21 protein-coding genes and 3 tRNA genes are annotated in these 26,000 nt (G+C 58.8%); 7 read left to right on the top strand and 17 right to left on the bottom strand.

The features are described from left to right. Positions 1-2: 2 nt before the first annotated feature. Entirely contained in the window at positions 3-479 is a 477-nt protein-coding gene (locus I6G90_RS07205) for a GNAT family N-acetyltransferase (RefSeq protein ID WP_197930460.1), read from the bottom strand. Next, complete coding sequence (locus I6G90_RS07200; protein ID WP_197930458.1) at positions 476-859, bottom strand: MmcQ/YjbR family DNA-binding protein; 384 nt, start codon at positions 857-859, stop codon at positions 476-478. The genes I6G90_RS07205 and I6G90_RS07200 overlap by 4 nt, the downstream gene beginning before the upstream one ends. 118 nt (positions 860-977) lie before the next feature. Here I6G90_RS07200 and I6G90_RS07195 point away from each other — a divergent pair, with 118 nt between their 5' ends. After that, a complete protein-coding gene (locus I6G90_RS07195) occupies positions 978-1,796 on the top strand; it encodes an alpha/beta fold hydrolase (RefSeq protein WP_197930456.1) in 819 nt (272 codons plus the stop codon). Positions 1,797-1,820: 24 nt separating this feature from the next. Here I6G90_RS07195 and I6G90_RS07190 read toward each other — a convergent pair whose 3' ends face one another. From I6G90_RS07190 to I6G90_RS07175, 4 genes are all read right to left on the bottom strand, one after another. After that, complete coding sequence (locus I6G90_RS07190) at positions 1,821-3,983, bottom strand: AAA family ATPase (protein ID WP_197930454.1); 2,163 nt, start codon at positions 3,981-3,983, stop codon at positions 1,821-1,823. A 576-nt stretch (positions 3,984-4,559) separates the two neighbouring features. Continuing rightward, positions 4,560-5,639, bottom strand: coding sequence for a lipocalin-like domain-containing protein (locus I6G90_RS07185; RefSeq protein WP_197930452.1), 1,080 nt, complete (start codon positions 5,637-5,639; stop codon positions 4,560-4,562). Continuing rightward, positions 5,636-8,065, bottom strand: a complete 2,430-nt coding sequence (locus I6G90_RS07180; RefSeq protein WP_197930450.1) for an FtsX-like permease family protein — start codon at positions 8,063-8,065, stop codon at positions 5,636-5,638. The genes I6G90_RS07185 and I6G90_RS07180 overlap by 4 nt, the downstream gene beginning before the upstream one ends. 30 nt (positions 8,066-8,095) lie before the next feature. Continuing rightward, positions 8,096-8,776 carry an ABC transporter ATP-binding protein gene (locus I6G90_RS07175; RefSeq protein ID WP_111809487.1) on the bottom strand — a complete coding sequence of 227 codons (681 nt, stop codon included), beginning with the start codon at positions 8,774-8,776 and terminating at the stop codon, positions 8,096-8,098. A 197-nt stretch (positions 8,777-8,973) separates the two neighbouring features. Between I6G90_RS07175 and I6G90_RS07170 the strand changes: the two genes are divergently transcribed. After that, positions 8,974-9,441 (top strand): DUF4357 domain-containing protein, encoded by a 468-nt coding sequence (locus I6G90_RS07170; protein WP_042059795.1) that lies wholly within the window; start codon positions 8,974-8,976, stop codon positions 9,439-9,441. 107 nt (positions 9,442-9,548) lie between these two features. Continuing rightward, complete coding sequence (nhaD, locus tag I6G90_RS07165) at positions 9,549-10,973, top strand: sodium:proton antiporter NhaD (protein ID WP_058051667.1); 1,425 nt, start codon at positions 9,549-9,551, stop codon at positions 10,971-10,973. A 92-nt stretch (positions 10,974-11,065) separates the two neighbouring features. On the opposite strand, the gene I6G90_RS07160 is transcribed toward nhaD, so the two are convergent. The 8 genes from I6G90_RS07160 to I6G90_RS07125 form a co-directional block, all read right to left on the bottom strand. Beyond that, the gene (locus I6G90_RS07160; RefSeq protein ID WP_197930449.1) at positions 11,066-12,277 is read right to left on the bottom strand and encodes a Bcr/CflA family multidrug efflux MFS transporter; all 1,212 of its coding nucleotides are present in this window, start codon (positions 12,275-12,277) and stop codon (positions 11,066-11,068) included. 54 nt (positions 12,278-12,331) lie between these two features. Next, entirely contained in the window at positions 12,332-13,612 is a 1,281-nt protein-coding gene (locus I6G90_RS07155; protein ID WP_197931173.1) for a hypothetical protein, read from the bottom strand. 106 nt (positions 13,613-13,718) lie between these two features. Further along, the gene (locus I6G90_RS07150; RefSeq protein ID WP_197930448.1) at positions 13,719-14,279 is read right to left on the bottom strand and encodes a hypothetical protein; all 561 of its coding nucleotides are present in this window, start codon (positions 14,277-14,279) and stop codon (positions 13,719-13,721) included. Positions 14,280-14,420: 141 nt separating this feature from the next. After that, positions 14,421-15,845, bottom strand: a complete 1,425-nt coding sequence (locus I6G90_RS07145; RefSeq protein WP_197930447.1) for an NAD(P)/FAD-dependent oxidoreductase — start codon at positions 15,843-15,845, stop codon at positions 14,421-14,423. A 102-nt stretch (positions 15,846-15,947) separates the two neighbouring features. Beyond that, the gene (locus tag I6G90_RS07140) at positions 15,948-16,787 is read right to left on the bottom strand and encodes an FTR1 family iron permease (protein WP_197930446.1); all 840 of its coding nucleotides are present in this window, start codon (positions 16,785-16,787) and stop codon (positions 15,948-15,950) included. Further along, the gene (locus I6G90_RS07135; RefSeq protein WP_197930445.1) at positions 16,787-19,777 is read right to left on the bottom strand and encodes a YncE family protein; all 2,991 of its coding nucleotides are present in this window, start codon (positions 19,775-19,777) and stop codon (positions 16,787-16,789) included. The genes I6G90_RS07140 and I6G90_RS07135 overlap by 1 nt, the downstream gene beginning before the upstream one ends. Positions 19,778-19,781: 4 nt before the next feature. Beyond that, complete coding sequence (locus I6G90_RS07130; protein WP_197930444.1) at positions 19,782-20,231, bottom strand: hypothetical protein; 450 nt, start codon at positions 20,229-20,231, stop codon at positions 19,782-19,784. A gap of 127 nt (positions 20,232-20,358) precedes the next feature. Then, on the bottom strand, positions 20,359-20,844 hold the full coding sequence (locus I6G90_RS07125) for a YqhA family protein (RefSeq protein WP_042657617.1): 486 nt from the start codon (positions 20,842-20,844) through the stop codon (positions 20,359-20,361). Positions 20,845-21,120: 276 nt separating this feature from the next. On the opposite strand from I6G90_RS07125, the gene I6G90_RS07120 reads away from it, so the two are divergent. Continuing rightward, entirely contained in the window at positions 21,121-22,110 is a 990-nt protein-coding gene (locus tag I6G90_RS07120; protein WP_197930442.1) for a DUF2860 family protein, read from the top strand. Positions 22,111-22,333: 223 nt separating this feature from the next. Here the strand turns inward: I6G90_RS07120 and I6G90_RS07115 are convergent. Then, positions 22,334-22,409, bottom strand: a tRNA-Asn gene (locus I6G90_RS07115). Between the two features lie 2 nt (positions 22,410-22,411). Then, positions 22,412-22,487: transfer RNA gene (locus I6G90_RS07110), tRNA-Asn, on the bottom strand. 49 nt (positions 22,488-22,536) lie between these two features. Here I6G90_RS07110 and I6G90_RS07105 point away from each other — a divergent pair. The 3 genes from I6G90_RS07105 to I6G90_RS07095 all read left to right on the top strand — a co-directional run bounded on the left by I6G90_RS07105 (position 22,537) and on the right by I6G90_RS07095 (position 24,982). Then, entirely contained in the window at positions 22,537-22,866 is a 330-nt protein-coding gene (locus I6G90_RS07105) for a hypothetical protein (RefSeq protein ID WP_197930440.1), read from the top strand. 108 nt (positions 22,867-22,974) lie between these two features. Next, a complete protein-coding gene (dauA, locus tag I6G90_RS07100) occupies positions 22,975-24,711 on the top strand; it encodes a C4-dicarboxylic acid transporter DauA (protein WP_197930438.1) in 1,737 nt (578 codons plus the stop codon). A 183-nt stretch (positions 24,712-24,894) separates the two neighbouring features. Next, positions 24,895-24,982: transfer RNA gene (locus tag I6G90_RS07095), tRNA-Ser, on the top strand. 292 nt (positions 24,983-25,274) lie between these two features. Here the strand turns inward: I6G90_RS07095 and I6G90_RS07090 are convergent. Beyond that, a complete protein-coding gene (locus tag I6G90_RS07090) occupies positions 25,275-25,997 on the bottom strand; it encodes an AcvB/VirJ family lysyl-phosphatidylglycerol hydrolase (protein WP_197930437.1) in 723 nt (240 codons plus the stop codon). Positions 25,998-26,000: the final 3 nt, after the last annotated feature.

The following is a 26,000-nucleotide window of genomic DNA, read 5'->3' as shown; positions in this document are numbered from 1 at the left end:
CCCTAGCTTGGCAAGCAGCAGTGCAGGCGATGGCGCGTAAAACTGACTCCGCCCCGCTCTACGCACTCCAGCCCGGTCAACGTAAAGCCATGTCGTAAAAATAGCTCATAACTGAAGGCGCTGGCCTCGGTGGTGATGTGCTTCAGACCGAGCGCCCGAGCCCCCGCCAGCGCCGTGGTGAGCAGCAGATTGCCCAATCCCTGGCGCTGATGGTCGGCGCTCACATAGAGCAGACTGAGGTGTCCATCGGGGCTCAGGGTGACAAAACCGAGGGGCACATTTGCCAGCTCCGCCACCCAGCCGTGGTGCTCGCGCAACTGACTGACAAAGCCCGGATGGCGCGCGCCGAGGGCCCACTGCTCCACCTGCTCGGCGCTGTAGTGCTCGGGGCCGCTGCGTCGCACCGCCTGCTCAAACAGGCTCACGAGGGCGGGGATATGTGCCTCGCTAAGGGGGACAATACGTAATTCCGGGGTCATAAGGTCTGGTCGTCAGTGGGGTGGAGGGGGCGTGGCGCCTGTGGTCGTTTGGCTTTGGGCAGACCCGCGACAACCCGTTCATAGGAGTGATGCACCCAGCCTTGCCACAGCTCGTCCGGCAGCGCATCGGTTAACGTCACCGTGTTCCAGTGCTGCTTGTTCATATGCCAGCCCGGTTTGACCTCGGGGTGGATCTCGCGCAGCAGCAACGCCAGCTCGGGCTCGCATTTGAGGTTGATGGTGAGCGGGTCGGCCTGCCAATCCACCAGCGCGAACATCTTGCCCGCGATGCGGTAGACCAGGATCTCCGGGCCAAACGGGGTATCTTCGGTGGCGCCCGGCAGGGTCAGCAGAAAGTGGCGCAAACGGGTCAAATCCATGGAGAGTTCTCGCGCAAGGGGTGATCCGGGTCATGTCAGGCGCATATCTATCGGCGGGTCTGTTCTGTTAATATGCGCGCAGCCGAGTATACCCCCCATCACCAAGGGAGCCTATTGGATGTTGTATCACAAGACCTTTGAGCTGGGTCCCGAGCGGGATTGGGTGGTGTTTGTCCACGGCGCCGGTGGCAGCTCCTCCATCTGGTTCAAGCAGCTGCGCGCCTATCGTGAACACTTCAATGTGCTGCTGCTGGACTTGCGCGGCCACGGCCAGTCCCACCAGCTGCAACAGGTGGTCAAGGGCCACTACAGCTTTCGGGAAGTGACCGAAGATATCGTTCGGCTGCTCGATCATCTCAATATCCGCCGCGCCCACTTTGTCGGCATCTCCCTTGGCACCATCCTTATTCGTCATCTAGCCGAGCTTTGCCCGGAGCGGGTCAAAAGCATGGTTCTGGGGGGCGCCATCCTGCGGCTCGATATCCGCTCGCGGGTGCTGGTGCAGCTGGGCCGACTCGGCCAGCATATCCTGCCCTATATGTGGCTCTACCGGCTGTTTGCCTTCATCATCATGCCGCGCCAGCACCATCAGGAGTCGCGCAACCTCTTTGTGCGCGAGGCCCGCAAGCTCTGCCAGAAAGAGTTCAAACGCTGGTTCCGCCTCGCCACCGAGGTCAACCCGCTGATGCGCTACTTCCGCGAACGCTCCCTGCCGATCCCGACCCTCTATGTGATGGGGGAGGAGGATCATATGTTTCTGGCTCCGGTGCGCGAACAGGTGGCCCGCGATCCTTACAGTCAGCTCGAGATCATCGAAAACTGCGGCCATGTTTGCAATGTGGAGCAGCCGGATCACTTTAATCGGCAGTCGTTGGCGTTTTTGTCCAAGCAGATGGATGCAGTTCACACTTATTTTTATCAAAGGCCTCCATCCTAAAAAACTCTTAGCTAACTCTTAGCTTTAGGTTTTGATTTTTGACATTTTTTTGTAGTGTTCAGGATACCCTGTATGTTCAAAAACCAACCTCAAACCTTCTTTAAAATCATTGTAATTGAACTCTTTAAAATCGAAAATATTCTGACCTAATGAGTGTGATTCACGATTTATATAGCGTAAGAACGACTGAAATCGTATGTTTTTTAATTCAGGTTTTTGAATTACATTACTTAGGTCAGCTTTTTGTACAAAGTTAAAGAAATATTCAATGATATTTCTCATGCAGTTGGCAATTAAAGCGGGTGGTTGTTTTTCATCATTAATTACAGACCAATATGATTGATAGTCGTTCTGTATTTCTTCATATTTCATTGAGCTAATAGAACTGCCACTTGCATTTTTAGAGAGACGGAATAAATTCTGATTCATTTCTCTCCTTTCATGATTTGCATCGGCAAGTTCGTAAAAAAAATACAAGCTATGAGTTAACACAAAGACCTGTTCAATTTCCTTTGAATTGAAAAAATCATTTTTTAGTAATTGACCTATGTTGTAAACAAAGATATGTGACAGACTGGATACAGGGTCATCAATAATCGCAATTTTTTTCAATTTCCCTTCTGTTGCGTTTTGTTTCCCTCTGAATAGTTCTCTAAAATATAAGAAGCTAATAATCATTTTTTCTCCTTCGCTTAACGATGAAAAAATTTTCGAATTAGATCCGGTGCGAACTATTTTATATAACTCATTTTCATATTTTTCTATGAAAAAGTCTGTAATGCCAATATCAATTAAACCCTGATTGATGTTTAATATCGCATCATCAATGTTTACTGTGGATTTCTGATGTTCTGCCCTTTCAGCATCTTTTGCTTCTTCTAGTTCTATTATCGTAGTTTCTTCTCTTACTTTATCAGTTATGGCCTTGTTAGCATTCTTTTTAATGTTATTAAAGTTGCTGATTGTTTGATCATATTCATATCGTAAAATATTCCAAAACTCAGTTTTAATTCGGCTTAGTTCGTTTGTGGAGTTATCGATTCTTGCATTATGTTCATTTATCAGTTTGTTGATGGAGTCTATAACAAGATTGAATTCTTCAACAGAGCTGGAAACATCGGTTAATGTGACTTGTAGGCTGGGATTTGCAATTTTCTGTTTTATTAGTTCAATATTAGCACTTGTATCTTTAGAGAGTTTGGCATGATATTCATTTAATTTGACAATATAGGCTGTGGAGAATTGACTTTCTTTATAGTCATCTAGACTAGGGATGCCTTCAATAATTGAATCATAGCGAACTTGAATAGACTTAATGTTGTTCACACTTTCTATATATGTTTCGTCAAAATAATCACGGATTTGTTTTGCTAGTTCATCTGTAATTGTTTCTGATTGGCAAAATGGACACTGAGGGCCATCAATTTTCTCGAGATACTTAAGGCCTTCACTTACCCAATCTGAGTTTTTAAGTGTAATAATAAGTTTTGATACAGGGCTATCTTCACTCCCAACAATGATTTCATTGAGCGATATTAAATCATCAGAAGGTAGATCAAATATACCTAAATTTTTAAGTGGTGTGTGCTTGATAGCCAATTCACCATCTATTGCACTCGCTTCTTCTTTGAGATTTGCAATTGTTTTTGATGGTTTGGATGTTGGTAAAGGTATAGAGCACAGGTGGTTGAAAAGTGGTTCTTTGCCGCCCATTTTGCCTTTCAGGCAAAACTCCAGCACTCGATCACCACCTGCGTAATTTGTCTTTATTTCCCAGGTTTTATTCTGAGCGATTTCCTTTGCTTGATCGATTTTAGAGCGAAGAACACCTATATCTTTTTGGAGTTGTTGTTTATCTTTAGAAATCCCATCTAATTCAAGAGTAATTTCTTCTACCTTTTCTTTTGCCTCTTTATTTTCCTTGGATAGACTAAAAATACCGTTCAGAGTGTCTTTCGCATAGAAATTATCTTGGATGAATTTTTGGTTGTAAACGAGAACTGTATCATCAGTACTAATATGAGAGCATTGCTGATATTTTGTATTTTCAGAATTATAAAAATAGTTTGAAAAAGTGCTCTTTCCTGACCCATTCAAGCCATAGATTATATTGACTTTTTTCTCTGTTTTTAGCTCTGTTTTTGACCTGTAGCTTGCTACATTATCTAGTACAATATTTGTTATCATTGCGTCTCCTTAATAATTTTTAATGTTCCATTGCTTTTATAGGTGCATTAAGTTCATTGGGAAATATTGGCTGCAAGGTTGGTTGGGCTGAGCTTACGAAACTCAACGTTTACCGAGATGTAAGGATGAGAAGTTGCTCTATCCCTATGTCTTTAAGATAAGGTGGTGGTGCAATGCGCTTCGCTTATTGACACCCTACGACCGGGATGGCTACCGCACGGGGTTACAGCTCTCCGAGTGCTGCTTTTAATCAGATCGAAGTTAGTAAATCATGGGCTTACCTCGGCTGCTTTTGGGGCTGTGAGGGCCGGATGAGTAGGGTATCAAACGCTGACTGATTGTAGAGAGTGGAAAGTCAGTTAACGATCAGGTTTTGGCTGGTTTTTTGACAGGGATCAGACTTGAGCCAAGATGGCAGGGGACTGAGGAGGTTTGTTCGATAAGCAAGCGGGCTCGGCATCCTTGATTGCTGATGCCCAGTTATATGGATTGCTGTGCAATGCCTGTTTTATGTCCTGTTATAAGGGCTATTGGTTTCGGGTCATTGAGCAGACCGGCTACGTTTGTCGACGTTGATCAGTAGCCGGTCATCTCCAGATAGCCGACCCCCTTGGCATCTCCCGAGACAGAGACCGCTCCCTCCCAGTAGTCAAAGCGACCTGTCATGGCCTGATTGGGCTGACGGGCTTTGATGGTGAGGGTCATCCCGGCGGCGTTTAGCTGCCACTCGACGGGGTAATCCTGCCCCTTGGGGCCGCGCCAGGTGTTGCCCGGCGTAAGGCGAATCGCGTCGGGGGCGAGCACCCGGCTGCTGCCGTCCCGCTCAATCAAAATGCCGTAGCGGTTTTCTGGCTGGTTTTCGGGATTAGCGCGCCCCGCCTTGGTGCGCAGGCGAAACAGCATCAGCTCGCGGCCATCGGCCAGTTGCAGCGAAAACCAGTCCCAGCCCGATTGCCACTCGGCCAATACCGAGCTGCTCCACTCGTGATCAAACCAGCCTTGGCCGGTGACGGTGCGGGTCTCGCCATCACGAGTCAGGGTGCCGCTCAAATGCAGGCGCGGGTAGGAGTAGTAAAAGGAGGCGTTGCCCGGACTCTTCTCGCTGTAACCGGCCTTGCCTTGCAGCACCAGCGGCTTGGCGGCATTGACGGTGAGGTTCAGCTCGCCAATCTTGCTCTGCACCTTGAGGGTGGCGGGGAACAGCGCAGCCCCTTGCGAGGCAAGCCGCCACTCCCTGAGCCAATATTGGCCGCCGCTGGCCCCCGCCAGTCCCGGCCCCTGCCGACTGGCCCGTTCATCTTGCTGGTGGGTGCCACGCTCGAGATCCGTGATGGCAAACTGGGCCAGCCAGAGCTGGGGGGTGAGCCAGGGGTTGCTGGTGCGGAGTTCTTGCTCGATCCCTTGGCGAAACAGGGTCCACTGCATGCCATATTCGCGCCCCTGTTCATCCTTGAGATTGCCGGTGAGATACCACCACTCGGAGCGGTAATCGGGGTGGGCGGCGTGATCCTCCGGCAATTGGATAGTTTGCCCCGGCAGCACCTTTTTAAAGCTGTCGTTGCCACCGCCGAGCAGGGCGCCCAGATCGCTGGCACCGATAGTCCCGCTATAGAGTGTCCAGAGAACCCCCAGCGCCCACCCTTTGATTTTTTTCATACCACTCTCCTTGCGGCATACCAGGAGGCCAGTGCGCCACAGACCGGCGCCAGCAACAGGGCCGTGACCGCATGAAGGGGGGCCGCCTCGAAAGCGAGGCGCCAGCCAAAGGCGCGAGGATTGACCTCCTCGATCAGCACCCAGGCAAGGCCATACCCCACCGGCAGTGCCAGCAACGCAGTGAGCAGCCCCAATCCAGCCCCTTGCCACACCAGCAGCTGGCGGCAGTGGCGGGGGCTCAAGCCCAGACTCTGCAAGGTCTGCAGCTCGCCACGACGTGCCAGCCCCAGCACCATAAAAGCCGAGCCGATCCCGACAAAGGCGATGCCGAGGATCAGCAGTTTCAATAGTTCGGTCACCACAAAGGTCTGGTCAAACACCTTGAGCGCCGCGCTGTGAATGGCGGGGGCGGAGAGCAGATTGAGCCGCTCGCCAAAGCGCTCGCGCAGGCGGTCGGCCAACTGCTCGGGATCATTGCTGAAGAGGGCGAGGGATTGCACCGCCCCGGCCTCGAAGGCGTGCAGGAGTTGCCCCTTGTCGCTGCCGTAGTCCTGATAGACGCCGGTGACGGTGAACTGCCTTGGCCCCTGCTCGCCGCTGATCGCCAACTGCTGGCCCACCTTGACCCCGAGGCGCACCGTCAGCGGTTCGCTCGCCAGTACTTCGTCGGGGCGGGTCGGCCAGCGTCCGGCCAGCAGCGGATAGGCCGCTTTAAGCTGGGGGATAAAGTCCATCTGCGCCCACTCGATGGGCTGCCCCTGCCAGCGGGCAGGGTGCACAGAGCGGCGCGAGGCGGCGCTCACCAGCGGATTGGCGAGCAGGGTCTCGAGGGTTGTGTCGCTTAAAGTGCCCTTGTTACCCGCCACCCCCTTGGGAGCGGTGACATAGAGATCGGCGGCCAGACGCTGGCCGAGCCAGATCTCCACGCTTGAGCGAAAACTCGACACCATGACCCCGATGCCGATGGCCGCTGCGATGGCCAGCTGCAATGCCATCACCGCGATGGCGGTGCGATCGAGATGATATAGGGTCTCTGCCACCCCGAGCCGGGCGGTGAGGGGGCCGCCCGCGCGCCGTCGCAACCAGCCAAGCAGGCCGCGCAGGGCATCGGGCAGCCAGAGCGCCATGGCCAGCAGCCAGCCTCCGGCGATAAAGAGGGCGCCGGTCAGACCGGTTTGCGGCAGCCACAGGCACAGGGCGCACAGCAGCAAGATGGCGATGGCCAGCACGCGCCGTCGCCACGGATGCACGGGAGGACGGCTGCTCCCGGCGCGCAGTTCGAGAGGGGATTGGCGCAGCAGTTGCCACCAGCCGGGCAGGTTGGCGGCCAGCGTGCTGAACAGCCCGATCAACAGCGCCTTGAGCAGGCTCACAGGGGAGAGGCGCAACAGGTCAATGGGGTTGGGGCCATAGAGATCGGCCAGCGCCTGGGACAGTTGCCCCATCAGCGCCAGCGCCAACAGGCTGCCGAGCAGCACCCCGAGCAGGGTGCCGATGGTGGCAAGAATAAGCAGCTCAAGGATGAGCCAGCGGAGTACCCGACTCGGCCCCATCCCCAGAATGATCAACTGGGCCAGCTGGGGGCGGCGCACGCTCTGGACAAATCTCTGGGCGTTGAACACCAAAAACAATCCCACCGCCATGGCGAGCAATGACAGCGCCGTCAGGTTGAGGGCCAGCGCATCGCCAAGCTGGCTGGCATCGAGCGCAGGGCTGATGGGCTCAAGCCACAATGGCTGGTTCGGGTAATCGGTTTGCAGGGTGGCCTGCAGGGTACGAGCCTCGGCGTCGCTTAGCTTGAAGACGATGCGATCGAGCCGACCCGCTTTGCCCAGCAGCGGTTGCGCGAGGCCAATATCGGTGACCAGCAGCCGCTCCATGGGCACGGCGCCGGGTTCAAACGTACCCGCCAGCGTCAGGGTCAGGATTTTTGCGCTGGCGCCATCGCTGCCGCCCAGTACAAAGCGGCGGCTCTGGCCCGCTTGCCAGCCAAGGCGCTCCGCTTCGGGGGCCGCCAGCCAGATGCTGTCGGCCCTGTTTAAGGAGAACGCGGGTTCGCTCGCGGGTCGGGCGCCAAACAGCTGGCGCAGGGGGCCGGGATTGAAGAGATCCATCCCCAGCAGTTGAAAGCTGCGCCCCTGCTCATCCTTGAGCCAGCCATGGAGCTGTGGCATGGCATCGAGGGCGGGCTGGCTGGTCACCAATTGCACGTAAAGCTGCTCATCCAGCCCGCCAGCGGGGGCCAGCCGGTAGTTTGCTTCCCCTGCAAGCTGGCTGCGGGCGGCGACAAAGTTGGTGCGGGCGCTGTGATTGAGCAGCTCGATGGCCACCACCAGCGACACCCCCAATACCAGCCCGGCCAGACTCATCAACAGCAGCCAGGGGTGGCTGCGATAGAGGCGCAGCAGCGCTTTGAGTGGCAGCATCAGCGTGCCTCCGGCAGACGCAGTCGCCGCTTAGTCATGACGGGGCCCCTTGAGTTCGATAAGTTGGCCCCCTTCGAGGCGCAATACTCTGTCTGCCAAGGCGGCATAGGCCGGGTTGTGGCTCACCAGCAGCAAGCCTGCGCCTGTGCCCCGCACCGCCGCGATCATTAACGCCATCACCTGTTCGGCATTGTGTTCATCGAGGCTGCCGGTGGGTTCGTCGGCAAGCAGCCACTTTGGCTGATGAATGAGGGCGCGGGCCAGCGCCACCCGCTGGCGCTGACCGCCGGAGAGCTGCTCCGGCCAAGCATGGCGCTTGTGGCTCATATCGAGCCGTTGCAGCAATTGGTCAATCCTGGTTTCATCCGGTGGCAGTCCGTTGATAGCCAGCGGCAGGGCCAGATTCTCGGCCACGTTCAGAGTCGGCAGCAGGTTGAAATCCTGATAGACGATACCGAAATGGCGGCCACGCAGGCGCGCCCGCTCGTCGGGGGAGCGGGTGTCGATCCGGGTCTCCCCCAGCCAGATCTCCCCTTCGTCCGGTGCAATCAGCCCGGCGATCAGATTGAGCAGGGTGGACTTGCCGCAGCCGCTTTGGCCCAGCAGCAGGGTGATCTCGCCAGCGGGGAGGGCGAGATCGAGATGGTGGAACAGCGGCAGTCGTTCACTGCCGTTATCGAAGCTCTTGCAGAGGTTGCGCAGGGTCAGCATGGGGTAACCGTTTGATGGTCAATGGCTTTCATCATGCTTGGTACGCTAGCACGGTCGGTAATGATCAACACCCCTTACGGTTGATCAAGAGTGCCAGTTAGTGATCGAGTCGGCAAAAGAGCAGTGGATCCTCGCTGGATCCCGCTTGCCCGAGGTGGTTAGAATAGGGGCTTCCATGGGTCACAGGATGAGCAAGGATGTTACACAAGCAAGTCAGTTTTATCATCGATAGCAAGGGCAACAAGCAGGCTGCCGTCGTCCCCATCGAGATCTACAACGAGCTGATGACCCTGCAAAAGGCGCTCTCTGACAACCGGCCGGGGGAGCGCGAGCTCTACCACTTCAACGGCAAAGGGGCCGAGGCCCACGGTTATCCGGTGGGCAAGCGGCAAAATCCGGGTTTTATGGTGCTGGCCGGTTCCACCGCCAATGGCGAGGATGCCGCCTCTTTGCGCGAAGCGGTGATTGAACTGCGGTTGGAGTTGCTGCAAAAGGGGATCATTGTGCCCCGCAGTCAGGGCGGCTTTGTCTTTACCGCCGATCAGCTGTTCAACAGCCCGAGCCTGGCCGCCAGTCTGGTAGCGGGCAATAACCGCAGCGGTCTGGATGCCTGGCAAAACAGCGCAGGCTATACCCTCAAGCAGTCGGGTTTCGGCAAGAAATAACCCGGCGTCTCGACAGCACACTAATTAAGCGTTAATTGACCTGGATGAATTTTTCTTTTCATCCAGGTGCTAGCATCGTTGCCAGATGGTTCTAAAAGGAAGAGACCATGTCTGCGCTCACCCCTGTTATTTTACTGCTTTTCCTGTTTATCCCTCCCGCCCATGCCAGTAGTGGCCCTGTTATGTTGACATCCTCCGCCATCGGACTTTTTTGTGTCGGACTGTTTGTGTTGGCCTACGCCCTGGTGATGGCTGAAGAGTATCTGCAACTGCGCAAGTCCAAACCCGTGCTGGTGGCCGCCGGGGTGATCTGGATCCTGATCGGTATCGCCTATGCACAGCAGGGGATGAGCCCTGTCGCCGAGCAGGCATTTCGCCATACCCTGCTGGAATATGCCGAGCTGATGTTGTTCCTGCTGGTGGCGATGACCTACATCAACGCCATGGAGGATCGGCGGCTGTTCGATGCCCTGCGTGCCTGGCTGGTACGTTCAGGGTTTCACTTGCGCACCATGTTCTGGTTGACCGGGGGGCTTGCCTTCTGTATTTCGCCGGTGGCAGACAACCTGACCACTGCGCTGCTGATGTGCGCCGTGGTGTTGAAAGTGGCCAATGGTGATCGGCGTTTTGTCAATCTTGCCTGCATCAACATAGTGATCGCCGCAAACGCCGGAGGGGCGTTCAGTCCCTTTGGCGATATTACCACCCTGATGGTGTGGCAGGCGGGCAAGGTGCAATTTGGCCAGTTCTTCGCCCTGCTTATTCCCTCTCTGCTCAATTTCCTAGTACCAGCCATTCTGATGAGCCTGATGGTGCCACGGCATGTGCCGGAGGCTGATAACGAAGTGGTCGATCTCAAGCGGGGAGCCCGCCGCATCGTCGTGCTGTTCCTGCTGACCATCACCACGGCGGTGCTGTGCCACAGTTTCCTCCATCTGCCGCCCGTACTGGGCATGATGCTGGGGCTGGGCTATCTGCAGTTCTTCGGCTTCTATTTGCGCAAGTCGCTGCCGCGATCCCTTGCCCGCAAGCGTGCGCTCTATGAACGCAATGGCGATGATGTGCGGTTGCGCAGTCTGGGGTCTGTCGTGCCATTTGACGTGTTCAACAAGGTGGCCAAGGCGGAGTGGGATACCCTGCTCTTCTTCTACGGGGTGGTGATGTGTGTCGGTGGTCTGGGTTTTATGGGGTATCTGGAGCTGGTGTCACACTGGTTGTATGCCGGTGGGGATCCCACCATGGCCAACATCTTCATCGGGGTGTTGTCGGCCATCGTTGATAACATTCCGGTGATGTTTGCCGTGCTGTCGATGAACCCGGATATGGCGCTGGGGCAGTGGTTGCTGGTGACCCTGACCGCCGGGGTGGGCGGGAGCCTGCTCTCCATCGGCTCTGCGGCCGGGGTGGCCCTGATGGGGCAGGCCCACGGCATGTATACCTTTTTTGGCCACCTGAAGTGGCTGCCTGCCATCGTGCTCGGTTATCTGGTGAGCATAGGGGCGCATCTATTGCTCAATCGCGCCATGTTCTGAATCGGTATTACGCCATAACCAGCGAGGCCCCGTAGATGCGGGGCCTCGTTGATCCAGATGCAAGGATCGTGGTCGGTGCAGGAGAAGGGGGGCTACTCTCCTCGCTTGCCCGTCAGCAGCCAGTAACTCAGGGTGGAACCCACACCGCAGCAGGCGATGGCGATGGCCATGGGCAGCGGCGATTGGGGCGGGTTGAGGTTGACCAGAATGCCGACCACGGCGCCGATACCAAAGCGCAGGGTGCCCGCCAGTGCCGAGGCGGTGCCCGCAGATTGCGGGAAGTGGCCCATCAGGCCGGTCATGGCGTTGGCGCCCACCAGACTGATATGGCCGATAAAGAGCACCACCGGAATGACGATGCCCCACAGGCCGCCAGTCTGGCTCCAGGCGTTGTAGATCAGCAGGGCGCCCGCGCAGGGCAGCACCAGCAGGCCGTATTGCAGCATCCGCTCGGCGCCTACCCCTTTTACCAGTCGGCTGTTGACGAAGGTGACCACCATCATCAGCAGAATATTGAGGCCAAACAGCCAGCCGTAGTGCTCGGTCGGCACCTTGAAATACTCGATATAGACGTAAGGGGAGCCGCTTAAGAAGGCGAACATGCCGGAGCTGGAGAGGGAGCCGCACAGCACATAACCCATGGCGCCGCGATGGGAGAGCACGCCCCAGTAGTTCTTGAGGATCTGGCCCAGATTGAGAGGCTGGCGGTGCTCGGGTTTCAGGGTCTCCTGAATTTTCCACTGCATCACCAGCGACACCAGCAGGCTGATCCCCACCAGCAGCCAGAAGATCACCCGCCAGCTGGCGTGGGCGCTGATATAGCCGCCCACCACTGGGGCCACCAGCGGTGCCAGGGTCATCACCAGAATGACGAACGACATGGCGCGGGAAAACGCATCCTTCTCGAACAGGTCGCGCAGCAGGGCATTGACCACCACCGAGCCCGCCGCACCGCCCGCGGCTTGCAGCATCCGATAGGCCAGCAATTCGGGCAGGGAGTCCGCCATGGCGCAGCCGACCGAGGCGATGGCAAACATGGTGAGCCCCGCCAGGATCACCGGCTTGCGGCCATAGCTATCGGCCAGCGGGCCGTAGAAGAGCTGACCGATGGCAAAACCGCCCAGAAAGGCGCTGATGGTGAGCTGGGCGCCGTCGATGCTGGTGGCCAGATCCCGGGCAATGGCCGGAATGGCGGGCAGATACATATCCACCGCCAGCGGGGTCAGGCCCGCCAGAGCTCCGAGCAGGATAAACAGGAAACGGGGGGAGAGGGCGGCAGCCTGAGCAGTGGGCGATTGGGGCATAGGGTGTCCAGTGATGCGAAACGTCGGGTTGAAAAGCGCGAAAAAAGCAGTCTATCAGTTTTGTCGCGCCGATGGATCCGGTATGGCGAGCCAGAGTCCGGGCTCGGCGGCAAAGCGCGGGGCAAACCAGTGCTGGCGCACCGCAGTGGGCATCTCGCTCGCGGCGATGGGGCGGCGACTGAGACGGCAGGCTCCTTGAGAGAGTGCCAGCGCCGCATCTCCCTTGTACCAGCCGTCTGTCACCGGTAGGGCAGTGGTCTCTCGCAGCAATCTTACGCCCCATTGGGTCACCAGCGTCGGGCAGGCTTTCTCTGCAAGCCTTGCCGCCTGCACCATGGCGGGTGGGCGGGGCAGGGTGAAGGTTGCAGCGAGCAGCAGCAAGCCAGCGACCGCGACCAGCCACTCACCACGACGTGGCAGCCAGCCTGCCAGCAGCACGATACCGAGCAGGGTGATGGGGGCCAGATGGCGGGGATTGTCGGGATTCTGGCCAAACAGGGTCCAGAGCAGCAGGGCGAGCCAGTAGAGCGACCAGAGCGGCGAGAGGGTAGTGGCTTGGCCTTTTGAGTTTTGCCAAAGCGGCAGCACCAGCAAGGCTCCGACAGCCAAGGGCCAGAGCGGGGTGAGCTGATCGTTGAAGGTGCGGGCCCAACTTAGCAGCCGATCGCCGTGGGCCGCCGCCGTGTTGCCCCACAGGGTAAAGTGGCCGTCGGTAAAGCGCCGTCCCTCGCTGAAATAGGCCCAGCCATCGGCTTGCCAGACAAACAGCAGGCAGGCTAGCCCAACCAGCGCGATGGGGAGCATAAACCTGACGCGCGTGCCCTGCTGCGCCAGACCGAGCCAAAAGGGCAGCAGCGCCAGCACAAAATAGGAGGGGCGCAGGGCCAGCAGCAGACCCAGCAGCAGACCGGCCAGCGCAATTCTGCGCTGCTGCAAGGCCAAGAGCGCCCCGAGCCAGGCGGCGAGCGCGGGCCCATCCGAAAGGCCGGAGAGCGCCAGCGTCGGGGTGAGCGGCAGGGCCAGTACCAGCAGCCAGACGGGGGCGAGCAGACTAGGTCGCTGCCACAATCTGACCGCCAGCAAGGCTGCGAGCGGCGCCAGCAAACTGCTACCGAGCAGACTTGCCCACTGCACCACGAGGGCCGGATCGTCCACCACCAGGTTGATCAGCCGCGCCAGCCAGATAAAGGCGGGATAGCCCGGAAAGTGGGGGGAGAACTCCAGCACGCTAAAGCGCGTTACCCCGTGGGCGAAATTGAGGGCATCGTCGGAATCGAGCGCCACCGGGAAGGCCAGCAGCCAGCCAAGCCAGGCCAGTTGCAGCAGGATCAGCAAGTAGGGTCGATTAGCGAAGCGTAATCGGCCGTGGTGACGCCCCCCTTCTCCCCTTGCGGGAGAGGGGCCGGGGATGAGGGGGGCCGTCGTCATCAATGAGCGGCCATCAAAGCGGTGCCAGCACGGCCATCAGCGCTTTTTCTGCATCGCTAAAGGCGGCGGCATCGGCAGGCTTGGCCCCCACCCCGAATACCCCCGGGTTGCCGATGGCATCGAGCACCTTGGCCAGCGCCTGTTCGGCTGCCTTGCGATCCCCTTCATTGAGTGATGGGAGGATGAGATCCAGGAAGCGCTTGCTCTTGACCACCAGCACCTTGGCGGTCTGGTAGTCGCCAAGATTCTGGCTGGCCCCTTCGAGGCGGCGCTCGATCTCCGCCTTGTAGGCGCGGTTGAGCAGGGCGGCGGTGGCGGATGCATCTTGGGCCTTGATGGCGGCGGTCAGCGGCGCTTGCAGCTCCACCTTGTGGTGCTCTTCCAGATAGGTCAGCTCGTCGGCAATCTCGCTCAAGGTGGCGCTGGCATCCTTGCCGTCCGTGGCGGCGCCCAGCAGTGCCTCGCGGGCGTCGATCAGTGGCTCCTTGCCGGCGGCGGCGTAGGAGTATGCCTGCGCCTGACCGCTCAGGGTCAGCAGCAGGGTGAGGGCGAGTAAACCCAGGCGGATGGTCATCCTGTTCTCCTTTCTTATGCCAAGAGGCTATGCCCATGGTGCGGCACTCAGGCCACGCTCTGGGTTTCGATCACGTGTTTTCGTTGCGCTGGTTGAAGGTGTTGCGGCGTCTGTCTACCTGTTGGACACCGACAATGCTTCTCATGCCACGCTCTGGGTTTCAATCACGGTATTTTCGTTGCGATGATTGAAGATGGCGTGGCGTCTGTCCACCCCGTCGATCACCATGTCGGCGGCCATCATCCCCATCTCCATGGCGGTGTCGGTGAATATGTAGCGGAATGTCCCCTGACGGCCGGTCATGATGAGGTTGGTGATCGGCATCAGCGCCTTGATGGCTTCGTTACGGCGCGCCTGATAGCCTAAATCCATCAGCGGATAGGCGTATTCGCTACGCGCTTCAAAAGTTTCATCGCCAAGCTTGGCGGTATCGACACCGAGGCTGGCGAGATCGGCGGTAACCCGACCGCGCAGATCAGAGAGCGGCGCCTGCCAGGTGGCATCCCCCGGGTTGCAGGGGATCTCCAGCATCACCGAGGTCTGGCCCTGAGGTGCCATAAAGGGGCTGCGGCGGCGCGGCTCTTGCAAACGGGTGGCCAGAATATGGGGGTCGGAGAGGTACTGCCAGGTGTTGTCCGACAGGTTTTCCTGTTTCAGCGGCATATTGACGAAGCGAAGCGACCGGTAGTGCAGATCGCACGGCAAGCCCAGATGCTGGCAGGTGAGCGGCAGCGGCAGGGTGGAGATCACCTGATCAAAGCACTCGCTCTGCTCAACGTCATCTTGTTTCCAATACACCCGTTCAATGCGGCCATCAGCCTGCTCAAGGCGGGTGATGGTGGCGCCGGTTTTCAGCTCAACGCCCTCTGCCTCCAGCCGCTCCCCCAGAGTAGTGAAGATCTGGCCGAAGCCATATTTGGGGTAGCGGTATTTGCGGGCATAGGTGCGCACCGAAATGCTGCCGTTGCGTCTTGGCAGCAGGCGGCGCGCCACGTCTTTGAGATCGATCAGGCTGATGCGCTGACCGGCCCAGTCGGCGGAAAGTTTGTCCGGGTTGATGCCCCACAGCTTAGCCGTGTAGCCCTCGAAGAACTGGCGATAGAGGGTGCGGCCAAAGTGACTCTGGATCCACTCGGCAAAGCTCGCCTTGGCGAAATCATCCGGCTTCTTGGCAAAAGGCAACAGCAGCAAGTCTTTCACCGCACCGGCCATCAGGGCCAGCGGCGCCGTCTTGAGCAGGTTCGGCAGGTTCAAGGGGTAGTCATAGGTGCGCCCGCCAAAGCGGATCACGCTCTTGCGCTCGGCGTGGAGCAGATCGTCCCCCATCAGTTCGTCGATAAAGGCGAGCAGCTCGGGGTTCTTGGTGATAAAGCGGTGACCGCCGTAGTCGAAGCGATACTCTCCATCGCGCCCCTTGAAGGTCTGGGTGGCGCACATGCCACCGACCACCGGCTCCTGTTCGAACAGGGTGACTGCAAAACCGGCGCGGCGCAGGCGCCAGGCAGCCATCAAACCGGCGGGGCCAGCGCCCAGCACCGCAATGTGCTTCTTGTTGTTATCGCTCATGACGTTTTCCGAAACTGCTTGATAGATAAGGAAACCGCGCCAAGGCGCGGCCCCCGAATGGTGTTGTTACCCCGTGGTCTTGTTACCACAGGGCGTGTTGGCTCAGCCCTTGCTGGATGGCGCGTTCACCTGCGGGCGGTAGCTGCGCTGCCAGAGGGTAACGAAAATCGCCAGATAGAGGGCCCAGGTCAGCAGCTGCAAGCCAGCGGGTGAGGCATTGTAGCCAAACAGGGCGCGCAGGAAGGTACCAAATACCCCCTGATCGTCGAGAATGTGGCTGATGTCGAACACCGGCGTGGTCCAGAAGGTGATGACGTCCGCTGCCTGCAACATGTTGACGGCGGACGAGAGCAAGCCTGCGGCGATGATGATGATAAGCAGCCCTGTCCAGCGGAAGAAGGGGGCCAGCGCCACCTTGCGGGTGGATCGCAGCAGCCCCCACACCAGCGCGATGGAGACCAGCAGCCCCGCCAGCGCGCCCATCAGGCCGGATTGCAGATCCACCCCTTGCCCTGAGTAGAGCAGGGCGGAGAAGAACAGCACGGTTTCAAACCCTTCGCGCATCACCGCCAGGAAGGCGAGTAGCACCAGACCAAACAGGTTGCCGCCATCGATGGCCGCATCGATGCGCGCCGTCATGGCCCCCACCTGGGATTTGGCCTGCTTTTGCATCCAGATCGCCATATAGGTGAGCACCAAGGTGGCGAAGATCAGGATCCCCGCCATCAAGAGGTGGTTGTAGCGCTCGCTCTCGAACTGGCTCACCACAACCTGGAACAGGAAGGCGACGACAAGGGAGGCGATAAGGCCAAGCCCCACCCCCAGATAGATGAACTTGTTGTAGCGGCTCGCCCCCAGCTTGGCGAGGTAGGAGAGGCAGATGCCGACCAGCAGGAAGGCTTCCAGCCCCTCGCGCAGGGTAATGAGAAAACTTGCAAACATCAGGATTGAGGCTCCGTAGCGGGCGTGATGGGGAGAGGCTGCAAGGTGAGTTGCAACCGATTTAGCTGCACTATGGGTGGCTCCGGCAAGCTGGGCTCGGCGGCGCGCACCGCATCATTGACCCACTTGGGGTAGGTGCGGAAATTGAGTTTGATATCGGCCTTGAAGGGCCCTTGGGCATCTGCGGGCAGCGGCCAGGCTTCATCGCGCCAACCATCGGCCGGAATGCGGGTATCTTCCAAGAGCTTGGCGTAGCGCCAGAACTTGAGCCCCACCGGCTTGCCCTCGGCATCACCGAACACTTTTCTGAACAGTCGCGCATCCTCAGGGACGGCGCCATCCACCGGCTGGCCGCTGGCAAGCACTACCTTGCCGCTGGCGTCGGTGACGGTCAGCTCCAGCCAGAGTTCACGAAAATCGGCTACCCCGGTGGGCAGGGCATGGCCTGCGCCGGTATTGGCGACCCGCACCACCAGCTGCTGACTATCGGCAGCCTGTTCGATACGGGCGGAGAGGGTAGCGCTGGCGCGCAGCAGGGCCAGACTCTCCAGCTCAAGCGCAGGATTGCGCAGCCCCACCAGCTGGTGCTGGGCGCCGGTAAAGTTGTGGCGATAGAGCCGCGCCTTCATTGTGCCGTTTTCGGTGGACTGGCCCGCCACCGGTGCGCCGCCATTGCCCGGCTCCGGGTTCATATGGCAGTCGATGCAGGTGCGCCGCTTGGCGGGATCCTTGGCCTTGGCGAAGCTGGATTTTTCCCACTCGTCCCAGGTGTTGACGATATTGGCGCCGGTGCCCGGGGCAAACTCGTTGTGACACGATTTGCACAGGGCCGCGTCGCGGTAGAAATCCTTCTGATAGGAGGCTTTGTGGGCCGCCGGACGGGCGTTGATCTGCCGCTCGGCCAGCCAGTGCTTAAGGCTGCCGCCCGGGGCATCCTCGAACACATAGCTCTCGCGGTCTTTCAAATTCACGGTAAAGGCGCTGTTGCCGCCCGCGTCTTCTACCTTGGTGATGCGGTGGCAGAGCACGCAGCCGGTCCCTTCTTCCACCACGGGCTCGCCTTTCTGGTGGGCCGCGATCAGCGAGGCGCCACCCTGCTCGAACATGTGGGAGCCCTTGGGCAGATCCAGCTGGCCTGTCATCACCTGCTGGGGCATGTGGCAGCCTTGGCACCACTGACCGAACGCTTCCCCTTCGGTTTCGCGGGCCAGCGCCTGCACCACCTTGTAGTAGGGGTGGGAGTTGCCCATCAGCCGGTGGTTGCTCTCGCTCCAATCTTTGAAGGCCTGTTGGTGGCAGTTCTGGCAGGAGGCGGAGTTGAGCCACTCTTTCGGGTGCGTGGTTGGCGCCTTGGCGGGATCCGTGCGCGGGGCATCGAGCCGCAGCCAGTTGGCGAGATAGGGGAGGTTGCCATCGGCGGTGACGAAGGCGTGCAAGTCCTCCATCATGGCCTTCACTTCCGGTTGGGGCCTCGCGGGGTCAACCGCCTCGGCGCCATCGCGGGTGTCATGGCCCATGCCGCCCTGGGTCTGCTGGGTCATGCGCAGGTATTCGCCGACAAAATCCCCCGCCACCATGTTGGTGAGGTTGGCGTGGCCGTTGATGGCGTTGTCGCCGCTCTTCTGGCGATGGGCCGCCATCAGATAGCGGTTGGTGAAGTTGAACCCGTCCAGATGACAGGAGTTGCAGCCCATCCAGTTGTCCCCCGCCATGGGGAAGCGTGAGTTTGCGGCGGTGTTGCCAAGGTTGAACAGCCGCTCGCCGCGCTGAAGCGGCTCGGGGCGCGGATCTGTCTCTACCAGCTTGGCGAAGTGGGGCGTATCCACCGTCACGCGAGCGAAAGGGCCGCTGCCGCCGCTATTGAGGCGGGTGAGATCCTGCCCCATGGCGTTGTGCACCAGAATATGGTCGCCGTCGATCAGCAGATCCCGCGGATTCTGGCCCGGCAGGTGGCGCAAGAGCTGGGTCGCTTTGGCGCCCCCCTGAAACTTCTTGCGGCGGTGGCGGTTGTTGTTGGATTTGCCGCTGCGGGAGAGGTCAAACACCAGCAGATCTTCCGAGCCCGCTAGCGTCAGATAGACCCGCTTGCCATCGGCGGCAAAGCGCGCCGCGAACGGGTTGGAGACGATCTGGCTGCGGTTGCCGACGCTGGGCAGATTGATCTGCAAAAAGAGCTGTTTTCTTTCATCGACCCGCTCTTTCTCCTCATCGAGATCGATGATGGAGACCGCCGGAAAGACGGTACTCTGAAACTGGAAGGGGTGATCGAAGCTCCACAGCACGTGGGGCAGCCAGGCTTCGCTGCCATCGGGGGAGAGGGCGATGCCATCGAGCAGACGCGGCAATCCCTGAGAGTCGCTCGGCGTATTGCTGTGGGTCTCGGCCAGGCTAATGAGCTTGGGCTTGGGGAGGGTGGTGCCCTTGGCGTTGTTGCCAAGCTTGGCGAGATCATAGATGGCGAGCTGGCCTGTCATGGCGTGGGTCAGCAGCAGGCGATCATCGTCGGTCAGGGCCAGCCCACGCGGAGTCTCGGCGGTTTCTGCATCCAGCTGGAGGTTGCCCGCGGTGTCGTAGGCCTGCAGGCGAGCGGATTCGAACAGCGTGACCCAGAACCACTGCCGCTTGGCATCGAAGATGACCCCGTAGGGGCGATGGCCGGTGGGGATCGCCTTTGCCAGATCGAGATCATCATCCAGCAGCAGCAGGCGATCGCCGCTGTAGTCGGTGACCAGCAGGGTGCCGTCATCGGCGCGGGCCAGCTGGCGCAGATCGCCGCCCAGCTGCACCTCTTTGAGCCGCTTGCCGCTATCGCGCTCAAGCAGGGTGACGGAACCTGCGCTCAGGTTGGCGGTAACGAGGCGTGGGCTTTGCCCCTCCTCATAGGCGAGCATCCCGGCGCCCATCTGCTGGGCAAGCGCAAAGGGGCTAACCAGCAGCAGGACGAGGGCCAGCAGGGGTGACAAATATGCAGAGAACGATAACTTCAACATGGGATCAGGAGCGCCATTTCAAGATGGTCCAGCGCCAGGCGTGGCGCAGCACCAGAGGAGTTAACGCCAACGCGCTCAGCCAGTGGGCCCAGCTGGCGAGGTTGCCCATGACATCGCCCGGAGTGCCGTGCAGCACCAGCAGCAGGCCGCTGGCCAGACAGACCAGCAGCAGGGCTTCGATAATCCGCCCCGTGGTGCGCAAAAAGGGTTTGCTGCTGCGGTTCAACAACGAGCGGTGGGATAGCCAGAAGGCGCCAAACAACAGCGGAAACAGGGTGAGCGAGAGCATCACATGGAAAAACAGATTCCAGCGCGCCAGTGACCAGGTCGGGGTCAGCGGCTCCCACAGCAGCAGGCCGGAGAAGAACATCAGATAGAGGGTGCCCTCGGCGGCCTGATGGGGGTAGGCCAGCCACTGCCAGAATTGTCGGGGTGAGAGGGAAAGGCTTGTCATAAAGGCTCCAGCACCCGGGCGGGGCAGCCCGGGGGAGCAAGTTTATAACGCTGTAAGAGTAATGAAAAGTGTTATCAATTGTATTGCTGGTGAATCAAGGCTGAACAAGCACAGTGATCAAGCCCGACTATTTGTGATCCGCCATCCGCTCGGTCACCGCATAGATGAGCGCGGCCAGCGAGAAGGCGAGAAACACCACCACGGACCACTTCATCTCCACCTCATTGGTGATGCCATCTTCGAGAAATGCCTTGAGCACCTCGACCCCGGCGATGGTCACCAGCGAGTTGATGACGATGAGCTTGAGGGAGGCAAAGTTGATCTTGCTGAGCCAGTTGTCGCCGATAGCCTCGCGCTGTTCCTGAGTCTGGATAAATTGCACATAGCCGCAGACCGCCACCAGGATCAGCATCTGGGCCACCAGCACGAAGTCCACCAGAGTCAGCACGCCGGTGATGAGGTCCATGTAGGGGATCTCGATGATGTTGATGCAGAGCAGATAGAGCTGCATGGCAAACTTCACCATCAGCAGGGCCACGCACACCAGAATGCAGACGTAGAAGGGGAACATCATCAATCGGCTGCCATTGAGCATGAAATTGAATCGACGCATGAAAACTCCGATGTTGGGAACAGGGGTAAATAGAGTGAGTATGACGCGAGCAGCCCGCAGCGTTGCACGACTGTGGGGACTCATTATGCCGGGTCGCCCCCTGCTTGCGCCTATAAAAAATAAAACGCCATCATAAAAAATAAAACCGCATCCCGCCGTCTTATTTGTGATTTTTCCCTGCCGTAACATGCCGCTTCTCGATTCCGGGAGGCGACTGCCTCCCTTCTATTTATCAGGCTCGGCCACCGTTAGTGGCCGCTTGCCAGGAGTGTTGCGATGCGTATTGGTCTGCTGTTGGGTATGGGTGTACTGGTTGCAAGCGGGGTTCAGGCGCAAGATCTGGGAGCCATTCCCGGGGAATCTGGCTTTTCCGGCAGTGTGCTGGCAGGGGCCAGCGTTGTCGAGACCCAGTCCAATTTTGCCACGGGGAGTGCAGGTCGCGAGCGGATAGACGCGCTGGGGGCTGCGGTAAAGCAACACAATGTTGCACCGGCGATCAACGGGGATCTGCGCTACACCTTTGCCTCCACCGGCAGTCAGTTGTTCTTGGGCAACCTCATTCAGGATGCCATTCGCGGCGACGGCACCCAGCAGTTCGGGCTGCGCCAGCAGCTGGGGGACAAGGGGATCGTGGCCGGTTCGCTGGTGTTCAATGCCACCCCGGTCAAGGTGTGGCGCGATCCCTTTGCGGTGGGGGTGGCACGTCAGGAGAGCGCTGTGCGATCCCACGGTGCCCGTCTGGCGTGGGACAACATCTGGGGCAGTGCGCTCAGTGGCAGCGTCACCAGCCGTGACGTCAGGGTGGATGAGGAGTCCAGTGGCGAGCAATATGGCCGCGAGACGATGGGGATGCTGGATCGCAATGGCCGGGTCAACACCGCCGAGCTCTCCTACCAGTTCCGGCTGGCAGACGATCAGTTCCTCGAGCCAGCATTGCGCTACCAGAAGGCGGATCTGGCGGGCAGTGCCGAGTCTTATGTGGGCAAGGGGTTGCAGCTCACCTACGCCAAAACCTCGCCCCGCTGGTCATTTGTCAGCAACCTCTATCTGGGCAAGCGCGACTATGACGAGGCCAACCCGCTGTTTGGCCAGCGTGCCGACAGCCGCGACATGGCCATCGATGCCACCCTCTTCTGGCACCAGCTGTTTGGCATCGCGCCGCTCTCTGCACTCCTCAGCGCCAGCTACGCCACGGCAAACTCCGGGATCGACTTTTACGACATTCGCTCCACCAGCATGACCACGGGGCTGCTCTACCGCTTCTGATCCCGGCATCCGGCAGTGAGATGAGGGCACACACAGGGGCTGGTCAATCCAGCCACTTGTTGATGGGATGGCGTGCAATTGGCATGTCAAACAGTGTGCTGGTTGGTCATCACATGCCGACAAGAGACGTTATGGCAGAGGACATTTGAGGGGCGCGCGTGGCAGGGAAGGGGGCGAACAGCAGATACGAAAAAGCCCAGCCAAAAGGCTGGGCTTTATAATGTGGCTCCCTCGACAGGACTTGAACCTGTGACATACGGATTAACAGTCCGCCGTTCTACCGACTGAACTACGAGGGAATTGGCTCCTCCTACTGGACTTGAACCAGTGACATACGGATTAACAGTCCGCCGTTCTACCGACTGAACTAAGGAGGAATTGCCTGTCTCGTTAAGACGGGGCGAATATTAATGACCAGGGCGGCGGGTGTCAACCCGCGAACTCCCCGAAAACCAGATTTTCGGACTGTTTGCCCAAAAGTTGCGCTTTGCGGTTTATTTTCAGCACAATCAGTCCCTTGCCATTACCTTTGGCAACCGGTGCAGGGTGGATTTATTCGGTTCGCATCAACCTGATGATGCCAGCATGATGTCGCGAACGTGCTGGCAATCAATGGAGGCTCAAATGGTAATCTTTGCGGCTAAAAGAGGGAGAGCAGGAGTCAAGATCGGCGATTTGGCGGCAAATAGGCCAAATAATGGGTCAGAGTGCTTTTCATTGATCCTGCCCATCGAAAAAATGGCCCGTCTGGAGTAAGGTTGCGCAGGATACCATCGCCGCGTCGACAGCCCTGCCGGCCCTTGATGATGATCGGGCGCCGGATCTCTCCGGCCTTTATCTCCCTCTTCTGGTATTACGATATACATGCACAAGCAAGCCTCTTTAAATAGCGTGAAGCTCGCCATCGCCTTACGCCAGTCCTGTATTGATGAACCCTACAGCATGGCCCGCTTCGGCCGTGATCTGATCGCCGGTGTGACGGTGGGCATCATCGCCATCCCGCTCGCCATGGCGCTGGCCATCGCCAGCGGTGTGCCGCCGCAACACGGTCTCTATACCGCCATCATCGCCGGTATCGTGATCGCCGTGACCGGTGGCTCCCGTTACTCCATCTCCGGCCCGACCGCTGCTTTTGTGGTGATCCTCTATCCGGTCGCCCAGCAGTTCGGGGTCGGTGGCCTGTTGATGGCGACGCTCATCTCAGGCCTCTTTCTGGTGGCGATGGGGATGGCCCGTCTTGGCCGCCTCATCGAGTACATTCCGCCGTCAGTGACGCTGGGCTTTACCGGTGGTATCGCCATCGTGATCGCCACCTTGCAGATCAAGGACTTCTTTGGCCTGAGCGTGCCAGAGATGCCGGAAACCTATCTGGGCAAGGTCGAGGCGCTGGCCGCCGCCCTGCCAAGCTGGCAGTGGGGCGATACCCTGGTGGGGGTCGCAACGCTGGCCGTGCTGCTGCTCTGGCCGCGGCTGCGTCTGCCGGTGCCCGGCCACCTGCCTGCCGTGCTGGTCGGGGTGGGCTTGGGTTTTGGCCTCCATTACTTTGGAGTGGATGTGGCCACTATCGGCAGCAAGTTCAGCTATACCCTGGCCGATGGCAGCCAGGGGATGGGGATCCCGCCCATCGCGCCGACCCTGGTGATGCCCTGGGCCTTGCCCGGACCGGATGGCGCCCCTGTGGCGTGGGATCTGGCCGCCCTTGAGCGGCTGCTGCCTGCCGCTTTCTCCATGGCGATGCTGGGGGCGATCGAATCGCTGCTCTGCGCCGTGGTGCTGGATGGCATGACCGGTCGCAAACACAGCTCCAACGCCGAGCTGGTGGGGCAGGGGCTTGGCAACATCTTCGCTCCCTTCTTTGGCGGCATTACCGCCACCGCCGCCATCGCTCGCTCTGCCGCCAACGTCCGCGCCGGGGCGACGTCCCCCATCTCGGGGGTCGTCCATGCGCTGGTGGTGCTGGCCGCCATTCTGGTGCTGGCCCCCTGGCTCTCTTGGTTGCCGCTCTCGGCCATGGCCGCCTTGCTGCTCATCGTGGCCTGGAACATGAGTGAAGCGCACAAGGTGGTGGAGCTGATCCGCCGCGCGCCCAAATCCGATGTGCTGGTGCTGCTGGTCTGCCTGTCACTCACCGTCATTTTCGACATGGTCATCGCCATCACCTTCGGGGTGATCCTGGCCTCCCTGCTCTTTATGCGCGAAATCGCCAAGATGACCAAACTGCACGATTTGGCCGAACACAAGCGCTATGCCCACGAGGTGCCGGACAACGGCCTGCTCTACAAGATCAACGGCCCGCTCTTCTTCGCAGCGGCCGAACGGGTCTTTGCCGAGCTGGAAGCACAAGTGAAAGGGCACAAGGTGCTGGTGTTGCAGATGGAGGCGGTCTCCATCCTCGATGCGGGCGGCCTGTCTGCCTTCCTCCACTTTGGCAAGCAGATGGCCAAAGCTGGTGTCGAGTTGCGGGTGGCCGAGTTGCAGTTCCAACCGCTCAAAACCCTGGCCCGTGCCAAGGTGCGGCCGCAGTCCGGCAAGCTGGAATTCTACGGCTCGCTGGAAGAGGCGCTCAAAGGTGAACATTTGCACGAAGCGGCAGTAAATTGATTGAAAGGGATACGAAACGGCATATTTTTGGTCACTTGGTTCGGATATTGAGCAAACGAACGCAAAAAGTAAAAAATTGCATTGACCAAAAGCCATCGTATCCCTTACATTACGCCCCGTCGCCGCGGCATGGCCCGACAGCGAATGTGCAGCTCAAGCACATAAAGCAGTGAGCAAAAATTTGGTGAGGTGTCCGAGTGGCTGAAGGAGCACGCCTGGAAAGTGTGTATACGGCAACGTATCGAGGGTTCGAATCCCTCCCTCACCGCCAAATTGCAAAGCCCTGATGGAAACGTCAGGGCTTTTTGTTTTATGGCGCAATCCCAGCGTGGTTGCTGGCATAAGAATGCAAATCTTCATTCTTGATAGCGCATCTGGCTGAGCCGCTTTGGCAATCGCAGTGAAAAGTTGCAGTGACCTTGACGCCGTACCCAAGCTTGTTCCTGTCAAACTTTCCGTCGAATTCAGTAAAAGGGCCTCTCGCAAGAGAGGCCCTTTTCATTGCTCGCTGATTTGTCTTGATTGGAGTTTATAAGGCATTTAATGGTGATACCGGATACCGGTTAACGCTCCACAGGCTGCGGATCCGAGCGCAAGTTAAGGCGGCTGGTGATGGCGCCGTAGAGGTGGGGGTAGTTATCGTCAAAATGGTGTCCTCCCGGCAGGGTGACGGTCGTGACGTTGGGTTGGTTGAGGCGGGGGCAGAGGCGGTCGTCGTCGTCATCATCGGCACCTTGCAGACAGAGCATCGGCAGATCGCGGATGGTCTTCACCTGCGGTTCGGTCGGGTAGCTGCGGGCCTTGTGGGTCAGCATGTCGCTGACGTGGATCTCGAAATCCGAGCTGGTGGAGGGGGAGAGCATCACGGCTCCGACCAGCCCCTGACGATAGTGCTCCGGCAACCGATTGATGACGAAGGGGACAATCTCGGCACCAAACGAGAAGCCCACCAGTAGCCAGCGGGGGCGCTGCCAGCGAGTTTGATAATCATCGAGGATCCGCTCCAGATCGGCGGTCACCTGCTCCGGGGTTTTCTTCTTCCAGTAGTAGGTGAGGGAGCTCCAGCCCACGACCGGCATGCCGTTCAGCTGAAACTGGGTGCTCAATCCCTTGTCGAGGGCTGCCCAGCCGCCATCGCCGCTGAGAAAGATCACCATGGGGGCGTCGGATGTCTGCTTGACCGGCAGCTCAATCAGACTCAGGTCATCCTTGACCGGGGCGGCGTGCGCCGCAAAAGACGAAACGGGCAGTGCGAGACTGAGTAACAGCAATATCAGGGCTCTCATTGG

Source organism: Aeromonas allosaccharophila (assembly GCF_016026615.1).
In the GTDB taxonomy this organism is placed as follows: Bacteria; Pseudomonadota; Gammaproteobacteria; order Enterobacterales; family Aeromonadaceae; genus Aeromonas; species Aeromonas allosaccharophila.
Note: the sequence above shows the minus strand (reverse complement) of the source record. Positions and strands in the feature narration are given on the sequence as shown.

Coding starts and splice junctions, on each gene's coding strand:
- I6G90_RS07205 (WP_197930460.1), bottom strand. CDS start 479: ATGACCCCGGAATTACGTATTGTCCCCCTTAGCGAGGCACATATCCCC.
- I6G90_RS07200 (WP_197930458.1), bottom strand. CDS start 859: ATGGATTTGACCCGTTTGCGCCACTTTCTGCTGACCCTGCCGGGCGCC.
- I6G90_RS07195 (WP_197930456.1), top strand. CDS start 978: ATGTTGTATCACAAGACCTTTGAGCTGGGTCCCGAGCGGGATTGGGTG.
- I6G90_RS07190 (WP_197930454.1), bottom strand. CDS start 3,983: ATGATAACAAATATTGTACTAGATAATGTAGCAAGCTACAGGTCAAAA.
- I6G90_RS07185 (WP_197930452.1), bottom strand. CDS start 5,639: ATGAAAAAAATCAAAGGGTGGGCGCTGGGGGTTCTCTGGACACTCTAT.
- I6G90_RS07180 (WP_197930450.1), bottom strand. CDS start 8,065: ATGCTGCCACTCAAAGCGCTGCTGCGCCTCTATCGCAGCCACCCCTGG.
- I6G90_RS07175 (WP_111809487.1), bottom strand. CDS start 8,776: ATGCTGACCCTGCGCAACCTCTGCAAGAGCTTCGATAACGGCAGTGAA.
- I6G90_RS07170 (WP_042059795.1), top strand. CDS start 8,974: ATGTTACACAAGCAAGTCAGTTTTATCATCGATAGCAAGGGCAACAAG.
- nhaD (WP_058051667.1), top strand. CDS start 9,549: ATGTCTGCGCTCACCCCTGTTATTTTACTGCTTTTCCTGTTTATCCCT.
- I6G90_RS07160 (WP_197930449.1), bottom strand. CDS start 12,277: ATGCCCCAATCGCCCACTGCTCAGGCTGCCGCCCTCTCCCCCCGTTTC.
- I6G90_RS07150 (WP_197930448.1), bottom strand. CDS start 14,279: ATGACCATCCGCCTGGGTTTACTCGCCCTCACCCTGCTGCTGACCCTG.
- I6G90_RS07145 (WP_197930447.1), bottom strand. CDS start 15,845: ATGAGCGATAACAACAAGAAGCACATTGCGGTGCTGGGCGCTGGCCCC.
- I6G90_RS07140 (WP_197930446.1), bottom strand. CDS start 16,787: ATGTTTGCAAGTTTTCTCATTACCCTGCGCGAGGGGCTGGAAGCCTTC.
- I6G90_RS07135 (WP_197930445.1), bottom strand. CDS start 19,777: ATGTTGAAGTTATCGTTCTCTGCATATTTGTCACCCCTGCTGGCCCTC.
- I6G90_RS07130 (WP_197930444.1), bottom strand. CDS start 20,231: ATGACAAGCCTTTCCCTCTCACCCCGACAATTCTGGCAGTGGCTGGCC.
- I6G90_RS07125 (WP_042657617.1), bottom strand. CDS start 20,844: ATGCGTCGATTCAATTTCATGCTCAATGGCAGCCGATTGATGATGTTC.
- I6G90_RS07120 (WP_197930442.1), top strand. CDS start 21,121: ATGCGTATTGGTCTGCTGTTGGGTATGGGTGTACTGGTTGCAAGCGGG.
- dauA (WP_197930438.1), top strand. CDS start 22,975: ATGCACAAGCAAGCCTCTTTAAATAGCGTGAAGCTCGCCATCGCCTTA.
- I6G90_RS07090 (WP_197930437.1), bottom strand. CDS start 25,997: ATGAGAGCCCTGATATTGCTGTTACTCAGTCTCGCACTGCCCGTTTCG.